19 protein-coding genes are annotated in these 22,859 nt (G+C 72.8%); 17 read left to right on the top strand and 2 right to left on the bottom strand.

The window, feature by feature from the left end; translation table 11 throughout:
• Positions 1-4: 4 nt before the first annotated feature.
• From CNQ36_RS05995 to CNQ36_RS05940, 12 genes are all read left to right on the top strand, one after another.
• On the top strand, positions 5-1,291 hold the full coding sequence (locus CNQ36_RS05995) for a dihydroorotase (protein ID WP_004933962.1): 1,287 nt from the start codon (positions 5-7) through the stop codon (positions 1,289-1,291).
• Entirely contained in the window at positions 1,288-1,848 is a 561-nt protein-coding gene (locus CNQ36_RS05990) for a PH-like domain-containing protein (protein ID WP_121545231.1), read from the top strand. Before CNQ36_RS05995 ends, CNQ36_RS05990 begins: the two co-directional genes overlap by 4 nt.
• Entirely contained in the window at positions 1,845-3,002 is a 1,158-nt protein-coding gene (gene carA / locus CNQ36_RS05985; protein WP_121545230.1) for a glutamine-hydrolyzing carbamoyl-phosphate synthase small subunit, read from the top strand. The genes CNQ36_RS05990 and carA overlap by 4 nt, the downstream gene beginning before the upstream one ends.
• The gene (carB, locus tag CNQ36_RS05980; protein ID WP_121545229.1) at positions 2,995-6,303 is read left to right on the top strand and encodes a carbamoyl-phosphate synthase large subunit; all 3,309 of its coding nucleotides are present in this window, start codon (positions 2,995-2,997) and stop codon (positions 6,301-6,303) included. Before carA ends, carB begins: the two co-directional genes overlap by 8 nt.
• Positions 6,304-6,357: 54 nt before the next feature.
• On the top strand, positions 6,358-7,464 hold the full coding sequence (locus tag CNQ36_RS05975; RefSeq protein WP_121545228.1) for a quinone-dependent dihydroorotate dehydrogenase: 1,107 nt from the start codon (positions 6,358-6,360) through the stop codon (positions 7,462-7,464).
• Positions 7,461-8,306 carry an orotidine-5'-phosphate decarboxylase gene (pyrF, locus tag CNQ36_RS05970; RefSeq protein WP_121545227.1) on the top strand — a complete coding sequence of 282 codons (846 nt, stop codon included), beginning with the start codon at positions 7,461-7,463 and terminating at the stop codon, positions 8,304-8,306. The genes CNQ36_RS05975 and pyrF overlap by 4 nt, the downstream gene beginning before the upstream one ends.
• A gap of 256 nt (positions 8,307-8,562) precedes the next feature.
• Positions 8,563-8,886, top strand: a complete 324-nt coding sequence (locus CNQ36_RS05965) for an integration host factor (protein ID WP_003977346.1) — start codon at positions 8,563-8,565, stop codon at positions 8,884-8,886.
• Positions 8,887-8,923: 37 nt separating this feature from the next.
• Positions 8,924-9,481 (top strand): guanylate kinase, encoded by a 558-nt coding sequence (gene gmk, locus CNQ36_RS05960; RefSeq protein ID WP_004933980.1) that lies wholly within the window; start codon positions 8,924-8,926, stop codon positions 9,479-9,481.
• Between the two features lie 62 nt (positions 9,482-9,543).
• Complete coding sequence (rpoZ, locus tag CNQ36_RS05955) at positions 9,544-9,816, top strand: DNA-directed RNA polymerase subunit omega (protein ID WP_004933985.1); 273 nt, start codon at positions 9,544-9,546, stop codon at positions 9,814-9,816.
• 121 nt (positions 9,817-9,937) lie between these two features.
• Positions 9,938-11,140 carry a bifunctional phosphopantothenoylcysteine decarboxylase/phosphopantothenate--cysteine ligase CoaBC gene (gene coaBC, locus CNQ36_RS05950; protein WP_121545226.1) on the top strand — a complete coding sequence of 401 codons (1,203 nt, stop codon included), beginning with the start codon at positions 9,938-9,940 and terminating at the stop codon, positions 11,138-11,140.
• A gap of 235 nt (positions 11,141-11,375) precedes the next feature.
• A complete protein-coding gene (gene metK / locus CNQ36_RS05945) occupies positions 11,376-12,584 on the top strand; it encodes a methionine adenosyltransferase (protein WP_004933990.1) in 1,209 nt (402 codons plus the stop codon).
• 135 nt (positions 12,585-12,719) lie between these two features.
• Positions 12,720-14,867, top strand: a complete 2,148-nt coding sequence (locus CNQ36_RS05940) for a primosomal protein N' (protein ID WP_121545225.1) — start codon at positions 12,720-12,722, stop codon at positions 14,865-14,867.
• A 65-nt stretch (positions 14,868-14,932) separates the two neighbouring features.
• On the opposite strand, the gene CNQ36_RS05935 is transcribed toward CNQ36_RS05940, so the two are convergent.
• Entirely contained in the window at positions 14,933-15,478 is a 546-nt protein-coding gene (locus tag CNQ36_RS05935) for a hypothetical protein (RefSeq protein ID WP_121545224.1), read from the bottom strand.
• Positions 15,479-15,737: 259 nt separating this feature from the next.
• Here CNQ36_RS05935 and fmt point away from each other — a divergent pair, with 259 nt between their 5' ends.
• Both fmt and CNQ36_RS05925 read left to right on the top strand, forming a co-directional pair.
• Complete coding sequence (gene fmt, locus CNQ36_RS05930; RefSeq protein ID WP_121545223.1) at positions 15,738-16,670, top strand: methionyl-tRNA formyltransferase; 933 nt, start codon at positions 15,738-15,740, stop codon at positions 16,668-16,670.
• 66 nt (positions 16,671-16,736) lie between these two features.
• The gene (locus tag CNQ36_RS05925) at positions 16,737-18,155 is read left to right on the top strand and encodes an RsmB/NOP family class I SAM-dependent RNA methyltransferase (RefSeq protein ID WP_121545222.1); all 1,419 of its coding nucleotides are present in this window, start codon (positions 16,737-16,739) and stop codon (positions 18,153-18,155) included.
• Here the strand turns inward: CNQ36_RS05925 and CNQ36_RS05920 are convergent.
• Complete coding sequence (locus tag CNQ36_RS05920) at positions 18,136-20,277, bottom strand: MMPL family transporter (protein ID WP_121545221.1); 2,142 nt, start codon at positions 20,275-20,277, stop codon at positions 18,136-18,138. The genes CNQ36_RS05925 and CNQ36_RS05920 overlap by 20 nt on opposite strands.
• A 160-nt stretch (positions 20,278-20,437) precedes the next feature.
• Here CNQ36_RS05920 and rpe point away from each other — a divergent pair, with 160 nt between their 5' ends.
• From rpe to CNQ36_RS05905, 3 genes are all read left to right on the top strand, one after another.
• Positions 20,438-21,124 carry a ribulose-phosphate 3-epimerase gene (gene rpe / locus CNQ36_RS05915; protein ID WP_121545220.1) on the top strand — a complete coding sequence of 229 codons (687 nt, stop codon included), beginning with the start codon at positions 20,438-20,440 and terminating at the stop codon, positions 21,122-21,124.
• Positions 21,125-21,202: 78 nt separating this feature from the next.
• A complete protein-coding gene (locus CNQ36_RS05910) occupies positions 21,203-22,246 on the top strand; it encodes a sugar-binding transcriptional regulator (RefSeq protein WP_004934012.1) in 1,044 nt (347 codons plus the stop codon).
• 162 nt (positions 22,247-22,408) lie between these two features.
• Positions 22,409-22,762 carry a barstar family protein gene (locus tag CNQ36_RS05905; RefSeq protein WP_121545219.1) on the top strand — a complete coding sequence of 118 codons (354 nt, stop codon included), beginning with the start codon at positions 22,409-22,411 and terminating at the stop codon, positions 22,760-22,762.
• Positions 22,763-22,859: the final 97 nt, after the last annotated feature.

Here is a 22,859-nt window from a genome sequence, read left to right as displayed (position 1 = left end):
AACGATGAGCAAGACCCTGATCCGTGGTGCGAAGGTGCTCGGCGGCGAGCCGCAGGACGTCCTGATCGACGGCGAAACGATCACTCAGGTGGGCACCGGGCTGCCGGCCGACGGCGCCGACGTCGTCGAGGCCGGGGGCAGGATCCTCCTGCCGGGCCTCGTCGACCTGCACACCCACCTGCGCGAGCCCGGCCGCGAGGACTCCGAGACCGTCCTGACCGGCACCCGGGCGGCGGCGAGCGGCGGCTACACGGCCGTGTTCGCCATGGCCAACACCTTCCCGGTCGCCGACACCGCCGGCGTGGTCGAGCAGGTCTGGCGGCTCGGCCAGGAGCACGGCTACTGCGACGTACGGCCCATCGGCGCCGTCACCGTCGGCCTGGACGGGAAGAAGCTCGCCGAGCTGGGCGCGATGCACGAGTCCGCGGCCGGCGTCACCGTCTTCTCCGACGACGGCAAGTGCGTCCACGACGCCGTGATCATGCGCCGCGCACTGGAGTACGTGAAGGCCTTCGACGGCGTCGTGGCCCAGCACGCCCAGGAGCCCCGGCTGACCGAGGGCGCCCAGATGAACGAGGGCGTCGTCTCCGCGGAACTGGGCCTGGGCGGCTGGCCCGCGGTCGCCGAGGAGTCGATCATCGCCCGCGACGTGCTCCTCGCCGAGCACGTCGGCTCCCGGGTGCACATCTGCCACCTGTCGACCGCCGGGTCCGTCGAGATCGTCCGCTGGGCCAAGTCCCGCGGCATCCGGGTCACCGCCGAGGTCACCCCGCACCACCTGCTGCTCACCGACGAACTGGTCCGGTCGTACAACCCGGTCTACAAGGTCAACCCGCCGCTGCGCACCGAGCGGGACGTCATGGCGCTGCGCGAGGCGCTCGCCGACGGCACCATCGACATCGTCGCCACCGACCACGCCCCGCACCCGCACGAGGACAAGGACTGCGAGTGGGCCGCCGCCGCCATGGGCATGGTCGGCCTGGAGACCGCACTGTCCGTGGTCCAGGGGACAATGGTCGACACGGGCCTGCTGGACTGGGCCGGCGTCGCCGACCGCATGTCCTTCCAGCCCGCACGCATCGGACAGGCCGAGGGCCATGGCCGTCCCGTCTCGGCAGGTGAGCCCGCCAACCTCACCCTCGTCGACTCGGCATACCGTGGCCCTGTGGACCCCGCGGGCTTCGCCTCGCGCAGCCGCAACACCCCCTACGAGGGCCGTGAGCTGCCGGGCCGTGTCACGCACACCTGGCTCCGGGGCAAGGCCACGCTCGTCGACGGGAAGCTCACGTGACACCTCTCCTCCTGCTGGCCGCCGAGAAGGAATCGGCGGAAGTGACCGACTGGGCCGCCCGGATCGGCTGGGTCGTCGGACTCGCCCTCTTCGTCGCGCTCGTCTACTGGCTGATGCGCGAAGGCTGGAAGTGGCGGGGCACCCTCCAGGGCGACCTGCCCGAGCTGCACGGCGCGCCGGACGACCCGGGCCCGGCGAGACTGACGATGAGCGGCCGCTACCACGGATCCACCACCGCCGGTCAGTGGCTGGACCGCATCGTGGCGCACGGCCTGGGCACCCGCAGCCGTGCCGAGCTCACGCTGACCGACGCCGGACTGGACGTCGTACGCCCCGGGGCGGACGACTTCTTCGTCCCGGCCCGTGCGCTGCGCGGCGCCCGGCTCGACAAGGGCATCGCGGGCAAGGTCCTCACCGAGGGCGGCCTGCTGGTCGTCACCTGGGCGCACGGCGAGCGGCTGATCGACTCGGGCTTCCGCTCCGACAGCGCGGCGGAGCACAACGCATGGGTCGAGACCCTCAATCACCTGATCAACAAGACGGAAGGCGCACGATGACAACCTCCACCAGGGGAACCGGCAAGGTTCCCGCCGTACTCGTCCTGGAGGACGGCCGGATCTTCCGCGGCCGTGCCTACGGGGCGGTGGGGGAGACCTTCGGCGAAGCGGTGTTCTCCACCGGCATGACCGGCTACCAGGAGACCCTCACCGACCCGTCGTACCACCGCCAGGTCGTGGTCATGACCGCCCCGCACGTCGGCAACACCGGCGTCAACGACGAGGACGCCGAGTCGAAGCGGATCTGGGTCTCCGGCTACGTCGTCCGCGACCCCGCCCGGACGCCCTCCAACTGGCGCTCCCGCCGCTCCCTGGACGACGAGCTCGCCGCCCAGGGCGTCGTCGGCATCAGCGGCATCGACACCCGCGCGCTCACCCGCCACCTGCGCGAGCGCGGCGCGATGCGCGTCGGCATCTTCAGCGGCGACGCCGTGCGCGACGACGCCGCGCTGCTGGCCCGGGTACAGGAAGCCCCCCAGATGGCGGGCGCCGACCTGTCCGCCGAGGTCGCCACCACCGAGCCGTACGTCGTCCCCGCGATCGGCGAGAAGAAGTTCACCGTCGCCGCCGTCGACCTCGGCATCAAGGGCATGACCCCGCAGCGCATGGCCGAACGCGGCATCGAGGTGCACGTGCTGCCCGCGACCGCGACCGTCGAGGACGTCTACGCGGTGGAGCCCGACGGCGTGTTCTTCTCCAACGGCCCCGGCGACCCCGCCACCGCCGACCACCCGGTCGCCCTGATGCGGGCGGTCCTGGAGCGCGGCACCCCCCTGTTCGGCATCTGCTTCGGCAACCAGATCCTGGGCCGAGCCCTCGGCTTCGGCACCTACAAGCTGAAGTACGGCCACCGCGGCATCAACCAGCCGGTGCAGGACCGCACGACCGGCAAGGTCGAGGTCACCGCGCACAACCACGGCTTCGCCGTCGACGCCCCGCTCGACGAGGTCTCCGACACCCCGTTCGGCCGCGCCGAGGTGTCCCACGTGTGTCTGAACGACAACGTGGTGGAAGGCCTCCAGCTCCTCGACAAGCCGGCATTCAGCGTCCAGTACCACCCCGAAGCGGCAGCGGGCCCGCACGACGCCGCCTACCTGTTCGACCGCTTCACGTCTTTGATGAGCACCGTCCCGATGGAGGGCCAGCGTGCCTAAGCGCACCGATATCCAGTCCGTCCTGGTCATCGGGTCCGGCCCGATCGTCATCGGCCAGGCCGCCGAGTTCGACTACTCCGGCACCCAGGCGTGCCGCGTGCTCAAGGCCGAGGGCCTGCGCGTCGTCCTGGTGAACTCCAACCCGGCGACGATCATGACCGATCCGGAGATCGCCGACGCCACCTACGTCGAGCCGATCACCCCCGAGTTCGTCGAGAAGATCATCGCCAAGGAGCGGCCGGACGCCCTGCTGCCCACCCTGGGCGGCCAGACGGCGCTCAACACCGCGATCTCCCTGCACGGCAACGGCGTCCTCGAGAAGTACGGCGTCGAGCTGATCGGCGCCAACGTGGAGGCGATCCACAAGGGCGAGGACCGCGACCTGTTCAAGGAGGTCGTGGAGGAGGTCCGCAAGAAGATCGGGCACGGCGAGTCGGCCCGCTCCCACATCTGCCACTCGATGGACGACGTCCTCAGGGGCGTCGAGGCGCTCGGCGGCTACCCCGTGGTCGTCCGCCCCTCCTTCACCATGGGCGGCGCAGGCTCCGGCTTCGCGCACGACGAGGAGGAGCTGCGCCGCATCGCGGGCCAGGGCCTCACCCTCTCGCCGACCACCGAGGTGCTCCTGGAGGAGTCCATCCTCGGCTGGAAGGAGTACGAGCTGGAGCTGATGCGCGACAAGCACGACAACGTCGTGGTCGTCTGCTCCATCGAGAACTTCGACCCGATGGGCGTGCACACCGGCGACTCGATCACCGTCGCCCCGGCGATGACGCTGACCGACCGCGAGTACCAGGTGCTGCGCGACGTCGGCATCGCGATCATCCGCGAGGTCGGCGTCGACACCGGCGGCTGCAACATCCAGTTCGCGGTGAACCCCGAGGACGGCCGGGTCATCGTCATCGAGATGAACCCCCGGGTGTCGCGCTCCTCCGCGCTCGCCTCCAAGGCGACCGGTTTCCCGATCGCCAAGATCGCCGCGAAGCTCGCCGTGGGCTACACGCTCGACGAGATCCCCAACGACATCACCCAGGAGACCCCGGCCTCCTTCGAGCCGACGCTCGACTACGTGGTCGTGAAGGCGCCCCGGTTCGCGTTCGAGAAGTTCCCGAGTGCCGACTCCACCCTCACCACCACCATGAAGTCGGTCGGCGAGGCCATGGCCATCGGCCGCAACTTCACCGAGGCCTTCCAGAAGGCGCTGCGCTCGCTGGAGAAGAAGGGCAGCCAGTTCACCTTCGTCGGCGAGCCGGGCGACAAGACCGAGCTGCTGCGCGAGGCGGTGCGCCCCACCGACGGCCGGATCAACGCCGTCATGGGCGCCATCCGGGCGGGCGCCACCCCCGAGGAGGTCTTCGACGCCACGAAGATCGACCCCTGGTTCGTCGACCAGCTCTTCCTGATCAAGGAGATCGCCGACGAGCTGGCCGCCGCCCCCGAGCTGACCCGCGACCTGCTCGCCGAGGCCAAGCGGCACGGCTTCTCCGACCAGCAGATCGCCGAGATCCGCGGCCTGCGCGAGGACGTCGTCCGCGAGGTCCGGCACGCCCTCGGCATCCGCCCGGTCTACAAGACGGTCGACACCTGCGCCGCCGAGTTCGCCGCGCGGACGCCGTACTTCTACTCCTCCTACGACGAGGAGACCGAGGTCGCGCCCCGCGAGAAGCCCGCGGTGATCATCCTGGGCTCCGGCCCGAACCGCATCGGCCAGGGCATCGAGTTCGACTACTCCTGCGTCCACGCCTCCTTCGCGCTGAGCGACGCCGGCTACGAGACCGTGATGGTCAACTGCAACCCGGAGACCGTCTCCACCGACTACGACACCTCCGACCGGCTGTACTTCGAGCCGCTCACCCTGGAGGACGTACTGGAGATCGTCCACGCCGAGCAGCAGGCCGGACCGGTCGCGGGCGTCGTCGTCCAGCTCGGCGGACAGACCCCGCTCGGTCTGTCGCAGGCGCTGAAGGACAACGGCGTGCCGATCGTCGGCACCTCCCCGGAGGCCATCCACGCCGCCGAGGACCGCGGCGCCTTCGGCCGGGTCCTCAAGGAGGCCGGCCTGCCGGCCCCCAAGCACGGCACCGCCACCACCTTCACCGAGGCCAAGGCCATCGCCGACGAGATCGGCTACCCGGTCCTCGTCCGGCCGTCCTACGTGCTCGGCGGGCGCGGCATGGAGATCGTCTACGACGAGACCCGGCTGGAGTCGTACATCGCCGAGTCGACCGAGATCAGCCCCTCCCGGCCGGTGCTCGTCGACCGCTTCCTCGACGACGCCATAGAGATCGACGTGGACGCCCTCTACGACGGCGAGGAGCTCTACCTCGGCGGCGTCATGGAGCACATCGAGGAGGCCGGCATCCACTCCGGCGACTCGGCGTGCGCCCTGCCCCCGATCACCCTGGGCGGCTTCGACATCAAGCGGCTGCGGGCCTCCACGGAGGCCATCGCGCGCGGTGTCGGGGTGCGCGGCCTGATCAACATCCAGTTCGCGCTCTCCGGGGACATCCTCTACGTCCTGGAGGCCAACCCGCGCGCCTCGCGCACCGTCCCCTTCACCTCGAAGGCGACCGCGGTGCCGCTGGCCAAGGCCGCCGCGCGGATCTCGCTGGGCGCCACCGTCGCCGAACTGCGCGCCGAGGGGCTGCTCCCGGCGCACGGCGACGGCGGCGAGCTGCCGCTGGACGCGCCGATCTCCGTCAAGGAGGCCGTGCTGCCCTGGTCCCGCTTCCGGGACATCCACGGCCGCGGCGTCGACACGGTCCTCGGCCCGGAGATGCGCTCCACCGGCGAGGTCATGGGCATCGACTCCGTCTTCGGCACGGCGTACGCCAAGTCGCAGGCCGGCGCCTACGGGCCGCTGCCGACGAAGGGACGCGCGTTCATCTCGGTCGCCAACCGCGACAAGCGCTCGATGATCTTCCCCGCGCGGGAGCTGGTGGCGCACGGCTTCGAGCTGCTCGCCACCTCCGGCACCGCCGAGGTCCTCAAGCGCAACGGCATCAACGCCACGGTGGTCCGCAAGCAGTCCGAGGGCACCGGCCCGAACGGCGAGAAGACCATCGTCCAGCTCATCCACGACGGCGAGGTCGACCTCATCGTCAACACCCCGTACGGCACCGGCGGCCGCCTCGACGGCTACGACATCCGTACGGCCGCGGTGGCCCGCTCCGTGCCCTGTCTGACGACCGTCCAGGCGCTCGCCGCCGCGGTCCAGGGCATCGACGCGCTCAACCGCGGTGAGGTGGGCGTCCGCTCGCTCCAGGAACACGCGGAACATCTGACCGCGGCCCGCGACTAGCAGCAGCCCCCAGGGGGACACCGGAAACGGTGTCCCCCTCTTCATGAGGACATCATGTACAAGATTCTCTTCACCCTGCTGTTCCGGCGGATGGACCCGGAGCAGGCCCACCACCTGGCCTTCGGCTGGATCCGCCGCGTCGCCCGCGTCCCCGTCCTGCGCACCTTCGTCGCCGCCGTGCTCGCCCCGCGCCACGGGGAGCTGCGCACCGAGGCGCTCGGACTGCGGCTGCACAGCCCCTTCGGTCTCGCCGCCGGCTTCGACAAGAACGCCGTCGGCATCGACGGCATGGCCATGCTCGGCTTCGACCATGTCGAGATCGGCACGGTGACCGGGGAGCCGCAGCCCGGCAACCCCAGGAAGCGGCTGTTCCGTCTGGTCGGGGACCGGGCCCTGATCAACCGCATGGGCTTCAACAACGAGGGCTCGCTCGCCGTCGCCGCGCGTCTGGCCTCCCGCACGCCCGTCTTCCGGACGGTCGTCGGCGTCAACATCGGCAAGACCAAGGTCGTCCCCGAGGACGAGGCCGTGGCCGACTACGTGAAGTCCGCCGAGCGGCTCGCGCCGTACGCCGACTACCTGGTCGTCAACGTCTCCTCGCCGAACACCCCCGGGCTGCGCGACCTCCAGGCCGTGGACCACCTGCGCCCGCTGCTCGCCGCCGTCCGCGAGGCCGCCGACCGCACGGTGCCGGCCCGCCGGGTGCCGCTGCTGGTGAAGATCGCTCCCGACCTCGCCGACGAGGACGTCGACGCGGTCGCCGACCTCGCCGTGGAGCTCGGTCTGGACGGCATCATCGCCACCAACACCACCATCGCCCGTGAGGGACTCGGCCTGACGTCCGACCCGGCCGTCGTGAAGGAGACCGGCGGCCTGTCCGGCGCCCCCCTCAAGGCACGCTCCCTAGAGGTGCTGCGGCGCCTCTACGCGCGCGTCGGCGACCGGATCACCCTGGTCGGCGTCGGCGGCATCGAGAACGCCGAGGACGCCTGGCAGCGCATCCTGGCCGGTGCCACGCTGGTCCAGGGCTACAGCGCGTTCATCTACGAGGGCCCCTTCTGGGGCCGCGCCATGCACAAGGGGCTCGCCGCGCGGCTGCGCACCAGCCCCTACGCCACGCTCGCCGACGCGGTGGGCGCCGACGTGAGGAAGACGGTATGACCGCTCCGGAACCCTTCGGCGCGCGCCTGCGCCGTGCGATGGACGAGCGGGGCGCGCTGTGCGTGGGCATCGACCCGCATGCCTCCCTGCTCGCCGAGTGGGGCCTGAACGACGACGTGAACGGCCTGGAGCGGTTCAGCCGCACGGTGGTCGAGGCGGTCGCCGGCCGGGTCGCCGTGCTCAAGCCGCAGAGCGCCTTCTTCGAACGCTTCGGCTCGCGCGGCGTCGCCGTCCTGGAGAGGACGGTCCAGGAGGCGCGGGCGGCCGGGGCGCTGGTCCTCATGGACGCCAAGCGCGGGGACATCGGCTCCACCATGGCCGCCTACGCGGAGGCCTTCCTGCACCGGGACGCCCCCCTGTTCTCGGACGCCCTCACCGTCTCCCCGTACCTCGGCTACGGCTCGCTGAGCCCGGCCGTGGCACTGGCCAGGGAGTCCGGCACGGGGCTGTTCGTGCTGGCGCTCACGTCCAATCCGGAGGGCGGCGAGGTGCAGCACGCGGTCCGCGCCGACGGGCGGACCATCGGGGCGACCATGCTCGGTCACCTCGCGCTGGAGAACGCCGGCGAGGAGCCGCTGGGCTCCTTCGGCGCGGTGGTCGGCGCGACACTCGGCGACCTCTCCTCCTACGACCTGGACATGGGCGGGCCGATCCTGGCGCCCGGCATCGGCGCGCAGGGAGCCACACCGGCCGACCTCCCGGCGGTCTTCGGCCGCGCCGTGCGCAACGTCGTGCCGAACGTCAGCCGGGGAGTGTTGCGCCACGGTCCCGAAGCGGTCGCTCTGCGTGACGCCGTGGAGCGGTTCGCGGAGGAGATCAGGGCCGCCGTGACGCCGGCCTGAACCGGCCGGCGACGGATTCCGAGGTCGCCGCACTCTGGATACACCCTCAAATCCAGGGCAGTATGTCCTCAATGTCCGTCCTGACGGAGGCTGACCAGGACTTTTCCGCTGTTCTCGCTGACTCCGGCGGAGTTGGCCGCTAGTCTCCGACGGAGAGTGAACGGGCAAGCGTGTTGCTCGTGGCTCCCCAGGTGTGGGGCGACTAGGTTCCTCACCGGTCCGTATCCGACAGATCGACATCCGAGGTGACGTAGGCGTGGCTCTTCCGCCCCTTACCCCTGAACAGCGCGCAGCCGCGCTCGAAAAGGCCGCCGCGGCTCGCCGGGAGCGGGCCGAGGTCAAGAATCGACTCAAGCACTCCGGCGCCTCTCTTCACGAGGTCATCAAGCAGGGCCAGGAGAACGACGTCATCGGCAAGATGAAGGTCTCCGCCCTGCTGGAGTCCCTGCCGGGCGTGGGCAAGGTCCGCGCCAAGCAGATCATGGAGCGACTGGGCATCTCCGAGAGCCGCCGCGTGCGGGGTCTCGGTTCCAACCAGATCGCCTCCCTGGAGCGCGAGTTCGGCAGCACCGGCTCCTGAGTCCCGGGCACCCCGGGATTGCTGGAATAATCGCTGCATGACTGAACGTCCGCGGCTGACCGTGCTCTCCGGCCCCTCCGGGGTCGGCAAGAGCACGGTCGTCGCCCATATGCGCAAGGAACACCCCGAGGTCTGGCTCTCGGTGTCGGCGACGACCCGCAAGCCGCGCCCCGGGGAGCAGCACGGAGTCCACTACTTCTTCGTCACCGACGAGGAGATGGACAAGCTGATCGCCAACGGCGAGCTGCTGGAGTGGGCCGAGTTCGCCGGCAACCGCTACGGCACCCCCCGCGGGGCGGTGCTGGAGCACCTGGAGGCGGGTGTGCCCGTCCTGCTGGAGATCGACCTCCAGGGTGCGCGGCAGGTCCGCGAGTCCATGGCCGAGGCCCAGCTGGTGTTCCTGGCTCCTCCCTCCTGGGAGGAGCTCGTGCGCAGGCTCACGGGCCGGGGCACCGAGTCGCCCGAGGTCATCGAGCGGCGGCTGACCGCCGCCAGGGTCGAACTGGCGGCCGAGCCCGAGTTCGACACCACCCTGGTCAACACCTCCGTCGAGGACGTCGCCCGCGAGCTGCTAGCCTTGATGAACGTCGTGTGATCGTGAGCAATCGTTCACCGGTCTCGCCGACTGATTCTTTCCCATCCATCGGAAGGTAGAGCGTGTCCTCTTCCATCTCCGCGCCCGAGGGCATCATCAACCCGCCGATCGACGAGCTCCTCGAGGCCACGGACTCGAAGTACAGCCTCGTGATCTACGCGGCCAAGCGGGCCCGCCAGATCAACGCGTACTACTCGCAGCTCGGCGAGGGCCTGCTCGAGTACGTCGGCCCCCTCGTCGACACCCATGTCCACGAGAAGCCGCTCTCGATCGCCCTGCGCGAGATCAACGCGGGACTGCTGACCTCCGAGGCCGTCGAAGGCCCCGGTCAGTAAGCGGTTGGTACGTCGTATCAGCTGACTGCAGCTGACTTTTCCACAGGCCCGGCAGCACGTCTGCCGGGCCTGTGGTGTCTCATGGGGGTGGTCGCAGTTTTCCGAGGTCCGGGGAGAGACGGTGGACAAGCCGAAGGTCGTTCTGGGGGTCAGCGGTGGCATCGCCGCGTACAAGGCCTGTGAGCTGCTCAGGCGGCTGACGGAGTCGGGGCACGACGTCCGCGTCGTCCCCACCGCCTCCGCACTGCACTTCGTCGGCGCGGCCACCTGGTCCGCCCTCTCCGGCAACCCGGTCTCCACCGAGGTCTGGGACGACGTGCACGAGGTGCCGCACGTCCGCATCGGGCAGCACGCCGACCTGGTGGTCGTCGCCCCCGCCACCGCCGACATGCTGGCCAGGGCGGCCCACGGCCTGGCCGACGACCTCCTCACCAACACCCTGCTCACCGCCCGCTGCCCGGTGGTCTTCGCCCCCGCCATGCACACCGAGATGTGGGAGCACCCGGCCACCCAGGACAACGTGGCGACCCTGCGCGCCCGAGGCGCCGTCGTCGTCGAGCCGGCCGTCGGCCGGCTCACCGGCGTCGACACCGGCAAGGGCCGGCTGCCCGACCCGGCCGAGATCTTCGAGGTCTGCCGGCGGGTGCTGGCCCGGGGCGCCGCCGGGCCCGACCTCCGGGGCCGGCACGTCGTGGTCAGCGCCGGGGGCACCCGCGAGCCCCTGGACCCCGTCCGCTTCCTCGGCAACCGCTCCTCCGGCAAGCAGGGCTACGCCCTCGCCCGCACCGCCGCCGCCCGGGGCGCCCGCGTCACGCTGGTCGCCGCCAACGCCGCGCTGCCCGACCCGGCGGGGGTGGACGTCGTCCCCGTCGGAACCGCCGTGGAGCTGCGTGAGGCGGTGCTGCGCGCCGCCGCCGACGCGGACGCCGTGGTCATGGCCGCGGCCGTCGCGGACTTCCGCCCGGCCGTCTACGCGGCCGGGAAGATCAAGAAGAAGGACGGCCAGGAGCCCGAGCCCGTCGCCCTGGTGCGGAATCCGGACGTCCTGGCCGAGATCTCCGGCGACCGGGCGCGCGCCGGACAGGTGATCGTCGGCTTCGCCGCGGAGACCGACGACGTGCTCGCCAACGGCCGGGCCAAGCTGAAGCGCAAGGGCTGCGACCTGCTGGTGGTCAACGAGGTGGGGGAGCGCAAGACCTTCGGCTCAGAGGAGAACGAGGCCGTGGTACTGGGCGCGGACGGCAGCGAGACCCCCGTCGCGCACGGCCCGAAGGAGGCCCTGGCGGACACCGTCTGGGACCTGGTGGCGGAGCGCCTGGGCTGACCGCCGGACGCGGCGGCCGGTCCCGAAACCTCCTTTCCCGGGGCGTGGCGCCACTGGCCAACATCGCTCCGCATGGGCAGAATGCCCGTGCCGCAGGTCACAGCGCTCTCGCGAGACGAGACAGGGGCCCCCGCGGCGAAGCGCGACCGATAAACTGTTCCACGGACGGCGTCGGGTGCAGCCCCCGCCGTCCGCCAATGATCAGCCAGCAGCCGCTGCAACCCCAGGGAGCGTTGTGTCCCGTCGTCTGTTCACCTCGGAGTCCGTGACCGAGGGTCACCCCGACAAGATCGCTGACCAGATCAGCGACACCATTCTCGACGCGCTGCTCCGTGAGGACCCGACCTCCCGGGTCGCCGTCGAGACCCTGATCACCACCGGCCTGGTGCACGTGGCCGGCGAGGTCACCACCAAGACGTACGCGGACATCGCGACGCTGGTGCGCAACAAGATCCTGGAGATCGGCTACGACTCCTCGAAGAAGGGCTTCGACGGCGCCTCCTGCGGCGTCTCGGTGTCGATCGGCGCGCAGTCCCCGGACATCGCGCAGGGCGTCGACACGGCGTACGAGTCCCGCGTCGAGGGCGACGACGACGAGCTGGACCGGCAGGGCGCAGGCGACCAGGGCCTGATGTTCGGCTACGCGACGGACGAGACGCCGACGCTGATGCCGCTGCCCGTCTTCCTCGCCCACCGCCTGTCCAAGCGCCTGTCCGACGTGCGGAAGAACGGCACCATCCCCTACCTGCGTCCCGACGGCAAGACCCAGGTCACCATCGAGTACGACGGTGACAAGGCGGTCCGTCTGGACACCGTGGTCGTCTCCTCCCAGCACGCCTCCGACATCGACCTGGAGTCGCTGCTCGCCCCCGACATCCGCGAGTTCGTCGTGGAGCCGGAGCTGAAGGCGCTCCTGGACGAGGGCATCAAGCTCGACACCGAGAAGTACCGGCTGCTGGTGAACCCGACCGGCCGCTTCGAGGTCGGCGGCCCGATGGGCGACGCCGGTCTCACCGGCCGCAAGATCATCATCGACACGTACGGCGGCATGGCTCGCCACGGCGGCGGCGCCTTCTCCGGCAAGGACCCGTCCAAGGTGGACCGCTCGGCGGCGTACGCGATGCGCTGGGTCGCCAAGAACGTCGTCGCGGCCGGCCTGGCCGCCCGCTGCGAGGTCCAGGTGGCGTACGCCATCGGCAAGGCCGAGCCGGTCGGTCTGTTCGTGGAGACCTTCGGCACCGCCAAGGTCGACGCCGAGAAGATCGAGCGCGCCATCGACGAGGTCTTCGACCTCCGCCCGGCCGCGATCATCCGCGACCTGGACCTGCTGCGCCCGATCTACGCCCAGACCGCCGCCTACGGCCACTTCGGCCGTGAGCTGCCGGAATTCACCTGGGAGCGCACCGACCGCGTGGACGCCCTCCGCGAGGCGGCCGGCCTGTAGCCCGGACACCCCGCGTCTCCCCGAGGCCCGGCGGCCCCTCCCGAGGGGCCGCCGGGCCTCGGCGCGTGCGCGATCCGCGCCCGGGCCGGCCTCGGGCCGGCGTCGCTGTCAGTCGTGTTTGGTAAGAATGCAAGCGTGAGCAGCGAGAACGGACAGCCGGACGGGGACGCGGAGAGCGCGCCCCCCGAGCAGCTCGCGCTCATCCGGGAGAGCGTGCGCAAGGCCAAGGCGCCCCGGGCCAAACCGCGCACCTGGCGCGGCGCCGCGCTCGCCGAGGAGCTGCCCGTGGCCCGCGTCCTCGTCGACAAGGGCGTGCTCCACCTCGACCGCTACTTCGACTACGCCGTGCCCGAGGACCTGGACGCCGACGCCCAGCCGGGCGTGCGGGTGCGGGTGCGCTTCGGGGCCGGCCGGCACCGGGTGCGCGAGGGCAGGCGCGAGGGCGGCGGACTGATCGACGGATTCCTCGTCGAGCGGCTCGCCGAGTCCGACTACTCGGGCCCCCTGGCGGCGCTGGCCCAGGTCGTCTCGCCCGAGCGGGTGCTCGACGAGGAACTGCTGGGGCTCGCCCGCGCGGTCGCCGACCGGTACGCGGGCAGCCTCGCCGACGTCCTCCAGCTGGCCGTGCCGCCGCGCAACGCACGCGCCGAGCAGCGCCCCTCGCCCGCCCCGCTGCCGCCACCTCCGGCGCCCGGCCCCGGCTCCTGGGACCGCTACGAACAGGGGCCCGGCTTCCTCGCGTCACTGGCCTCCGGCGGCTCCCCCCGCGCCGTGTGGAACGCGCTGCCCGGCCCGGAATGGAGCGGGGAACTGGCCAGGGCCGTCGCCGCGACCCTGGCCTCCGGACGGGGCGCGCTGGCCGTCCTGCCCGACGGACGGTCCGTCGCGCGCCTGGACGCCGCGCTCACCGGGCTGCTGGGCGAGGGACGGCACGCCGTGCTCACCGCCGACGCCGGCCCCGAGAAGCGGTACGCGCAGTGGCTCGCCGTGCGGCGCGGGTCGGTACGGGCCGTCATCGGCACCCGGGCGGCGATGTTCGCACCGGTGCGCGACCTCGGACTGGTCGCCGTGTGGGACGACGGCGACGACAGCCACAGCGAGCAGCACGCCCCGCAGCCGCACTCCCGCGAGGTGCTGCTGCTGCGGGCGGCGCAGGACGGGTGCGGCTTCCTGCTGGGCAGCCGGGACTGCACCGTGGAGGCCGCCCAGCTGGTGGAGACCGGCTGGGCCAGGCCGCTGGTCGCCGGGCGGGAGCGGGTCCGGGCCGCCGCCCCGCTGGTGCGGACCGTCGGGGACGGCGACCTGGCACGCGACGAGGCCGCCCGTGCCGCCCGGCTGCCGAGCCTCGCCTGGCAGGCCGCCAGGGAGGGCCTGCGGCACGGGCCGGTGCTCGTACAGGTGCCCCGCCGGGGCTATGTGCCGCGGATGGCGTGCGCCCGGTGCCGCGAACCGGCACGCTGCCGGCACTGCTCCGGACCGCTTCAGGCCCAGGGCACCGACGATCTGCGGTGCGCGTGGTGCGGGCGCGGGGAGACCGGCTGGCACTGCCCGGAGTGCGGCGGGTTCCGGCTGCGGGCCCAGGTGGTGGGCGCGCGGCGGACCGCCGAGGAGCTGGGCCGGGCATTCCCCGCGGTGCCGGTGCGCACCTCGGGGCGCGAACACGTGCTGGACACGGTGCCGGGCACGCCCGCCCTGGTGGTGAGCACGCCGGGCGCGGAGCCCGAGGCCGAGGGCGGATACGCGGCGGCGCTGCTGCTGGACGGGTGGGCCATGCTGAGCCGGCCGGACCTGCGGGCCGGGGAGGACGCGTTGCGCCGCTGGATCGCCGCGGCGGCGCTGGTCCGCCCCCAGCAGGCGGGCGGCACGGTGGTCGTGGTCGCCGAGCCGACGCTGCGCCCCGTGCAGGCGCTGGTGCGCTGGGACCCCGTCGGGCACGCGGTGCGGGAACTGGCCGAGCGTGGCGAACTGGGGTTCCCGCCGGTGTCGCGGATGGCGGCGGTGTCGGGTCCGGGCGAGGCGGTGGCGGGCTTCCTCAGCGCGGTGGCGCTGCCCGCGCAGGCGGAGATCCTCGGCCCCGTGCCCCTGCCGGTCACCCCGGCGGGCCGTCCACGGCGGCCCGGCGCCCCGCCTCCGGGCGAGCAGTGGGACCGTGCGCTGATCCGCGTGCCCCCCGGGAACGGCGCGGCGCTGACCGCCGCGCTGAAGTCCGCCCAGGCCGCCCGGATGGCCCGCGGCGGGAACACCCCCGTGTGGGTCCGTGTCGACCCCCCGGACATCGGCTGACGCCGCCGGACGTGCCGCGCCCTCCCGGAGGCGGTGCGTCCGGGAGGGCGCGGGCCCGCGGGGGATCAGCCGTTGCGCGGGGCGGGGAAGGCGGTCGGGCGCGGGTCGTCGCGCAGGGACGGGCTGCCGGACGTGGGCTGGGTCGGCATGGAGCGGGCCGCGGGCACGGTCGGCACCGTGGTGACGCCGGCGCCCACGTTGACCGTGCGCGTCCCCGCCGGCTCCGGCGCGGTGGTCTCGGCGGCCGCCGGGGTCTGGGAGGCGGCACGGCGGGCGCCGTAGCGGCGGTGGACCGCCTGCTTGGTCACGCCGAGCGCGGAGCCCACCGCGTCCCACGAGAAGCCCAGCGAGCGGTCGAAGTCCACGGCCGCCGTGACCAGGGTCTCGACACTGTCCCGCAGCTCCTGGGCGAGACGTACCGTCGGGGCGGGGGCGCGTCCGTAGACCACGAATCCCGTGGACGGTCCGGAGCGGCGCGGGCGGTAGACGTTGCCCAGCTGGGCGGTGAGCGTGCGCAGCGCGTCCACCTGCCGGCGGACCCGCTCGATGTCCCGCACCAGCAGGTGCAGGCTGGCCCGAGCCTGGGCGTCGTGGGTTGCGTGGTCGGCCATGAACAAGCCTCTCGAACCGGCGTTGAAAGGGATGGGCCCGTGTCGGGGGCCCGCGGTCAACTCTTTCTTGACCAACGCGGGAGCGCTCCGCGGGTCACGGGGTGGGGGCGTGGGGGCATATGCGTACGCCCCCGGCGTGGGCGATCCCGTGCGGGAGCCCCGCGGCCGGCGTCCGTCCCTTCGTGCGACCCGGTGACGCGTGCCCCATAGACTGGTGCGCTGCCCGTGTCCGACCCGCCCGAGAGGCCCCCAGCACCCCATGAGGCTCGTCTTCGCCGGTACCCCCGAGGTCGCCGTTCCCGCACTGGACGCTCTTCTCGCCTCCGGGCGGCACGAGGTGGCCGCCGTGGTCACGCGCCCCGACGCGCCCGCCGGACGCGGCCGCAGGCTCGTCGCGTCGCCCGTCGCCGAGCGCGCCGAGGAGGCCGGCATCGAGGTGCTGAAGCCCGCCAGGCCCCGGGACCCCGACTTCCTAAAGCGGCTCACGGAGATCGCGCCGGACTGCTGCCCCGTCGTCGCCTACGGCGCCCTGCTGCCCCGGGCCGCCCTGGACATCCCCGCCCGGGGCTGGGTCAACCTGCACTTCTCGCTGCTGCCCGCCTGGCGCGGCGCCGCACCGGTGCAGCACGCCATCATGGCCGGCGACGAGATCACCGGCGCCGCCACCTTCCTCATCGAGGAGGGCCTCGACTCCGGACCCGTCTACGGCACCGTCACCGAGGAGATCCGCCCCACCGACACCAGCGGCGACCTGCTGACCCGGCTCGCCTTCGCCGGCTCCGGGCTGCTCGCCGCCACCATGGACGGCATCGAGGACGGCACCCTGAAGGCCGTGCCGCAGCCCGCCGACGGCATCAGCCTCGCCCCCAAGGTCACCGTCGAGGACGCCCACGTCGACTGGAACACCCCGGCGCTGCGCGTCGACCGGGTGGTGCGCGGCTGCACCCCCGCGCCCGGTGCCTGGACCACCTTCCGCGGCGAGCGGCTCAAGATCGTGCAGGCCGCCACCGTCCCGTCCCTGACCGACCTCGCGCCCGGGCAGCTGTCCGCCGGCAAGAACAACGTGTACGTGGGCACCGGCTCGTATGCCGTCGAGCTGCTGTGGGTGCAGGCCCAGGGCAAGAAGCCGATGCGGGCGGCGGACTGGGCGCGCGGGGCGCGGATCACCGCCGGGGAGAGCGTCGGGGGCTGACGCCGCCCGGCCCGCACGACGTAGGCTGGACCGCGCACTTCACCCCACATCCGGAGCACCTTTTTCGTGAGCGACCAGCCCCGTCGGCCCCGCAAGCCCGCCAAGCCCTACCGCCGGCCCAAGAAGGATCCCGTCCGCATCCTCGCCTTCGAGGCCCTGCGGGCCGTCGACGAGCGGGACGCGTACGCCAACCTCGTCCTGCCCCCGCTGCTGCGCAAGGCGCGCGAGAACGGCGACTTCGAGGCCAGGGACGCGGCGCTCGCGACCGAGCTGGTGTACGGCACACTGCGCCGCCAGGGGACGTACGACGCCGTCGTCGCCGCCTGCGTCGACCGGCCGCTGCGCGAGGTGGACCCGCCGGTGCTGGACGTACTGAGCCTCGGCGCGCACCAGCTGCTCGGGACGCGGATCCCCACCCATGCCGCCGTGTCCGCCACCGTCGAGCTGGCCCGGGTGGTGCTCGGCGACGGCCGCGCCAAGTTCGTCAACGCCGTGCTGCGCAAGATCGCCCAGGACGACCTCGACGGCTGGCTGGAGCGGGTGGCGCCGCCCTACGACCAGGACCCCGAGGACCACCTCGCCGTGGTGCACTCGCACCCCCGCTGGGTCGTCTCCGCGCTGTGGGACTCCCTCGGCGGCGGCCGGGCCGGCATCGAGGAACTGCTGCGGGCCGACAACGACCGGCCCGAGGTGACCCTGGTCGCCCGCCCCGGCCGGGCGACTCCCGCCGAGCTGCTGGACGAGGAGGCCGCCGAACCCGGCCGCTGGTCGCCGTACGCGGTGCGGCTCACCGAGGGCGGGGAGCCGGGCGCCATCACGGCGGTCGCGGAGGGCCGGGCCGGCGTCCAGGACGAGGGCAGCCAGCTCGTCGCGCTGGCGCTCGCCAACGCGCCCGTCGAGGGCCGCGACCGGATGTGGCTGGACGGATGCGCCGGACCGGGCGGCAAGGCGGCGCTGCTCGGGGCGCTCGCCGCCGAGCGGGGCGCCCTGCTGCTCGCCTCCGAGAAGCAGCCGCACCGGGCCGGTCTTGTGGCGAAGGCCCTGCACGGCAACCCGGGGCCCTACCAGGTGATCGCCGCCGACGGGACGCGCCCGCCGTGGCGGCCCGGCAGCTTCGACCGGGTGCTGGTCGACGTGCCGTGCACAGGACTCGGCGCCCTGCGCCGGCGGCCCGAGGCGCGCTGGCGGCGCCGCCCGGAGGACCTGGACGGCTTCGCCCCGCTCCAGCGCGGACTGCTGCGCACCGCCCTGGAGTCCGTGCGGCCCGGCGGTGTCGTCGGCTACGCCACCTGCTCGCCGCACCTCGCGGAGACCCGGGCCGTGGTGGCCGACCTCCTCAAGCAGTTCCCGGACGCCGATCTGATCGACGCCCGGCCGCTGCTGCCCGGCGTACCGGACCTGGGCGAGGGCCCCGACGTCCAGCTGTGGCCGCATCTGCACGGGACCGACGCGATGTACCTGGCGCTCATCCGCCGGACCGGCTGACGTCCGCCCCGGGCACGCTCACCCCGCCGCCCTCCTCGCGGGCCGCCCGGTGCGGCCACCACACCTTCGGGCCCACGTCCAGGAACAGGGACGTGACCAGCACCGAGCGCACGACGAAGGTGTCGATGAGCACGCCCAGGGCGACCGCGAAGCCGATCTCGGCGAAGGCGACCATGGGGAGCGTGCCCAGGGCGGCGAAGGTGCCCGCGAGGACCAGGCCCGCCGAGGTGATCACGGCGCCCGTGGCGGCCAGGCCGGTAACCACGCCCGGGCGGGTGCCCCTCCGGGCGGCCTCCTCCCGGATGCGGGTGGTCAGGAAGATGTTGTAGTCGATGCCCAGCGCCACCAGGAAGACGAAGACGAACAGCGGGAAGTCGGTCGACTCGCCCGCGTAGTCGAACACGTGCCGGAAGGCCAGGGCGCTGAGGCCGAGCGACGCCGCGAACGACAGGATCACCGTCGCGATCAGCAGCAGCGGGGCGATCAGGGCGCGCAGCAGCACACAGAGGATCAGCAGCACCACGACCAGCACCAGCGGGATGATCAGCAGGTTGTCGTGGGTGGTCGCCGCGTCCATGTCCAGCAGCGCCGCCGTGCCGCCGCCCACCTTGGCGTCGGCGTCCGGCACCGCGTGCACGGCGTCCCGGACCCGCTGCACGGTCTGCCTGGCCGCGTCGCTGTCCGCCGGGGCGGTCATGGTGGCCTCGAAGAGCACCCTGCCCCCGAAGGACGGTCTGGTGCCCGGCGGGAGGCCCAGGGAGTCCGGCACGACCCCCGCGGTGCCGGCGACCGCGCGGCCCACCTGCTCGGCCTGCGCCCCATTGGTGACGACCACGAGGGGATCGCCGCTGCCCGCCGGGAAGTACCGGGCGGAGACCTGCTGCCCGGTGATCGAGTCCGGCTTCCCGGTGAAGGCGTCCGCGTTGCCGATGCCCTCCGCGCGGAGCTGGACCAGGCCCAGCGAGCAGAGCGCCAGCACCGCCGCCGTCACCGCCCAGACCATGCGGGGGCGGCGGGCGATCCGGCGGCCCGTGCGCGCCCACACGCCCCGCTCGGTCGGGTCCGGGTCGCCGTGGTGCGGGATCACCGGCCAGAAGATCCACCGGCCGAAGACGACCAGCAGGGCGGGGAACAGCGTCAGCATCGCCAGCAGGGCGACCGCGACCCCGAGCGCGGCGACCGGGCCGAGTCCCCGGGTGGAGTTCATCTCGGCGGTCAGCAGCACCAGCATGCTCAGCACGACCGTCGCGCCGGAGGCGAACACCGCGGGGCCCGCCCGGTGCAGGGCCAGCTCCATCGCCTCGTGCCGGTCCCGGTGCCGGCGCAGCTCCTCCCGGTAGCGGGCGACCAGCAGCAGGGCGTAGTCGGTGCCCGCGCCGAAGACCAGCACCGTAAGGATCCCGGCACTCTGACCGTTGACGGTCAGCCCGCCGTACTCGGCCAGGAAGTAGATCAGGGCCTGCGCCGTGAACAGGGCGCAGATCACCGAGACCAGCGGCACCAGCAGCAGGGTGGGGCTGCGATAGGTGATCAGCAGCATCACCACGACGACGCCCGTGGCCGCCAGCAGCAGCGTGGAGTCGATGCCCTCGAACGCCTTGGCGAAGTCCGCCGAGGTGCCCCCCGGGCCCGTGATGTGCACGGCGAGTCCTTCACCGCTCCCGCCGACCTCGCCCCGGATGGAGTCGACGGCGGGCCGGATCCGCTCCCACCCCCGCTCGTCCATCGTGATGGGCACGAGGACCTGCGCGGCGCGCGGGTCCGGCTCCCGGTCGAACACGGGGCCGCGGGTCTCGGCGCCCCTGATGCCGTGGTCGCTCAGCTGTGCGAGCGCCGCCACGTCCTCGGCGATCCGCGCACGGTCGGCGGCCGTCAGCCCGCTGTCCCGCGCGTAGACCACGACGGCCGGAATCTGCTCGGGCCGGAAGTCCTCGGAGATCTTCAGCACCTGAGTGGACTCGGCGGATCCGGGCAGCCACGACGCCGCGTCGTTGTCCTGCGCTCCGGTCAGCTTCTGGGCGAACGGCGCCATGAAGAACAGCACCACCACCCACAGGCCGAGCACCAGCCACTTGGAACGCCGCCCGCACACCAGCCGCGCGACACCACGACTACCTGTCATGACCACCTCCGCAGCCGCACCGGCGTGGGGCGCCGGGCGGTGACGTGTGCGGCTCCGCAGCCCGGAGGCGGCCGGCCACGGCCCGCCCGCGGGCTACGCGCCACCGTCCCCGCCCGGGACCCGTGCACACAACCCCCGTGGAGCATGGCAGGCTTGAGCCATGGCCCCGCAGATCAGTCCCAGCATCCTGTCCGCCGACTTCGCCCGCCTCTCGGACGAGGCAAAGGCGGTGGCCGGCGCCGACTGGCTCCATGTCGACGTCATGGACAACCACTTCGTCCCGAACCTCACGCTCGGGGTGCCGGTCGTGGAGTCGCTCGCCCGTGCGACGGACACTCCGCTGGACTGCCATCTGATGATCGAGGCCCCCGATCGGTGGGCGCCCCAGTTCGTGGAGGCCGGGGCCGGTTCGGTCACCTTCCACGTCGAGGCGGCCACCGCGCCCGTGCGGCTCGCCCGGGAGATCCGGGCCAAGGGCGCGCGTGCCTCCATGGCGCTGCGTCCGGCGACCCCCGTCGAGCCGTACGAGGACCTGCTCCCCGAACTCGACATGCTGCTGATCATGACGGTCGAACCGGGCTTCGGGGGCCAGGCCTTCCTGGACATCATGCTCCCGAAGATCCGCCGTACCCGCGAGTTGATCAGCAAGCACGGTCTGGAGCTCTGGCTCCAGGTCGACGGCGGGGTCTCCGCCTCCACCATCGAGCAGTGCGCCGACGCCGGCGCCGACGTCTTCGTCGCGGGTTCCGCGGTGTACGGGGCGGCGGACCCGGCCGAGGCGGTACGTGCATTGCGCAACCAGGCCGAGGCCGCCACGTCCAAGGCGTCCTGGGCATGCGACCACTGAGCTTCAGGAAAGTGAACGGCGCCCGGCAGGGCTGATCGACCGCGCCGGATCTGCAAGGATGAACGGCGAATCCAGAGTGTGAACAGCAGTGAGGAGATCGCCGTGTCGGGTATGTCGGCGGGCCGGTCAGCCATGCGGATGGGACCCGCTGAGCTGGTGCAGGCGGCGGCCATGGCCCGCCGCTTCTACCTCGAGGGGAAGTCCAAGATCCAGATCGCCGAGGAGTTCGGCGTCAGCCGCTTCAAGGTGGCCCGGGTCCTGGAGACCGCCCTCGAACGGGATCTCGTGCGGATCGAGATCCGCGTGCCGGCCGAACTGGACGCCGAGCGCTCCGACGCGCTCCGCGCCCGCTACGGCCTCAGGAACGCCGTCGTGGTCGAGTCCCCGGCCGAGGCCGAGGAGACACCCGACCCCGAGAACCTGGGAGAGGTGGCCGCCGACCTGCTCGGCGAGCTGGTCAACGAAGGAGATGTGCTGGGCCTGGCCTGGGGCCGCTCCACCATCCACATGGCGGCGGCCCTGGACCGGCTGCCGCCCTGCACGGTCGTGCAGCTGACGGGCGTGTACGACGCCGGGACCGCCGAGCGCGGCTCGGTGGAGGCCGTGCGGCGCGCGGCCCAGGTGTCGGGCGGCGACGCCCACCCCATCTACGCGCCGATGCTGCTGCCCGACGCGGCCACCGCTCAGGCGCTGCGCCACCAGACCGGCATCGCGCGGGCCTTCGAGTACTTCGACAAGGTCACCGTCGCCTGTGTCTCCATCGGCTCCTGGGAGCCGGGCATCTCCACGGTGCACGACATGCTCAGCGACGAGGAGCGGGCGCACTACGCCTCCCTCGGGGTCGCCGCGGAGATGTCCGCGCACCTCTTCGACGCCGAGGGACGCCGGGTCGGCCGGGACCTGGGGGAGCGGTGCATCACGGTCAAGACCGACCAGCTGCGCCGGGTCCCCGAGGTCGTCGCGATCGCGGGCGGACAGCGCAAGGGGCCCGCGATCGACGCCGTACTGCGTTCCGGCCTCGTCACCAGCCTGGTGACGGACACGTCGGCCGCGGACTACCTGATGACGGCGGGCCCCACCCCGAGGTCCGCCCTGAACCGCGCGGACCCGGACGGTCCCTGACGGGTGTGACGCGGGGGCGGGTCCGGGCAGCACCGGCGGCATGCCGCCGGGACGGGCCCGCCCCCGCGCCGGCCCGCCTCCGGGGGCCGGCTTCCCCGGTGCGGCGCTCCGCCACGGGGCGGTGGGACCCCCCACCGCGCCGACGACCACGGGGGTACTGGGATGACGTACGACCTGACGGACCGGCTCGTGGTCGCGGTGGACCTCGACGGGGTCGCCGACAAGGCGGGCCTGATGGACCGCTGCGCCCGGGCGCTGGCGCTGCCCGACTGGTTCGGGCGCAACTGGGACGCCCTCGCGGACTCGCTCTCCGACCGCACCGTCTGGCCCGAGGGCGCCGTGGAACGGGGGCTGCTGATCGTCGTGGACGGCTGGCGGGCGTACGCGCGGGCCCATCCCGCCGAGTGGGCGACCGCCCAGGAGGTGTTCGCCGAGGCGGCCGGCCGGACGCCGTTGCTGACCGTGGCCCTGGCCCTTGGAGGATCCTCCGGACAGGGCTCCGACCTGCTCGGATGATCCGCCCGGAGATGGCATTCCGGGCCACATGGGACAATGAAGCACGTGCTCTTCCCCCTGGCTGACCTGTCCGGGGGCCACCTCTGATCGACTGGGA

Origin of the sequence: Streptomyces fungicidicus (assembly GCF_003665435.1) — a bacterium.
In the GTDB taxonomy this organism is placed as follows: domain Bacteria; phylum Actinomycetota; class Actinomycetes; order Streptomycetales; family Streptomycetaceae; genus Streptomyces; species Streptomyces fungicidicus.
This window is presented reverse-complemented; position numbering and strand designations above follow the sequence as displayed.

Bases quoted from the DNA above. Each gene is read 5' to 3' on its own strand.
- CNQ36_RS05995 (WP_004933962.1), top strand. From the start codon at position 5: ATGAGCAAGACCCTGATCCGTGGTGCGAAGGTGCTCGGCGGCGAGCCG.
- carA (WP_121545230.1), top strand. From the start codon at position 1,845: ATGACAACCTCCACCAGGGGAACCGGCAAGGTTCCCGCCGTACTCGTC.
- CNQ36_RS05975 (WP_121545228.1), top strand. From the start codon at position 6,358: ATGTACAAGATTCTCTTCACCCTGCTGTTCCGGCGGATGGACCCGGAG.
- pyrF (WP_121545227.1), top strand. From the start codon at position 7,461: ATGACCGCTCCGGAACCCTTCGGCGCGCGCCTGCGCCGTGCGATGGAC.
- gmk (WP_004933980.1), top strand. From the start codon at position 8,924: ATGACTGAACGTCCGCGGCTGACCGTGCTCTCCGGCCCCTCCGGGGTC.
- CNQ36_RS05935 (WP_121545224.1), bottom strand. From the start codon at position 15,478: ATGGCCGACCACGCAACCCACGACGCCCAGGCTCGGGCCAGCCTGCAC.
- fmt (WP_121545223.1), top strand. From the start codon at position 15,738: ATGAGGCTCGTCTTCGCCGGTACCCCCGAGGTCGCCGTTCCCGCACTG.
- CNQ36_RS05920 (WP_121545221.1), bottom strand. From the start codon at position 20,277: ATGACAGGTAGTCGTGGTGTCGCGCGGCTGGTGTGCGGGCGGCGTTCC.
- rpe (WP_121545220.1), top strand. From the start codon at position 20,438: ATGGCCCCGCAGATCAGTCCCAGCATCCTGTCCGCCGACTTCGCCCGC.
- CNQ36_RS05905 (WP_121545219.1), top strand. From the start codon at position 22,409: ATGACGTACGACCTGACGGACCGGCTCGTGGTCGCGGTGGACCTCGAC.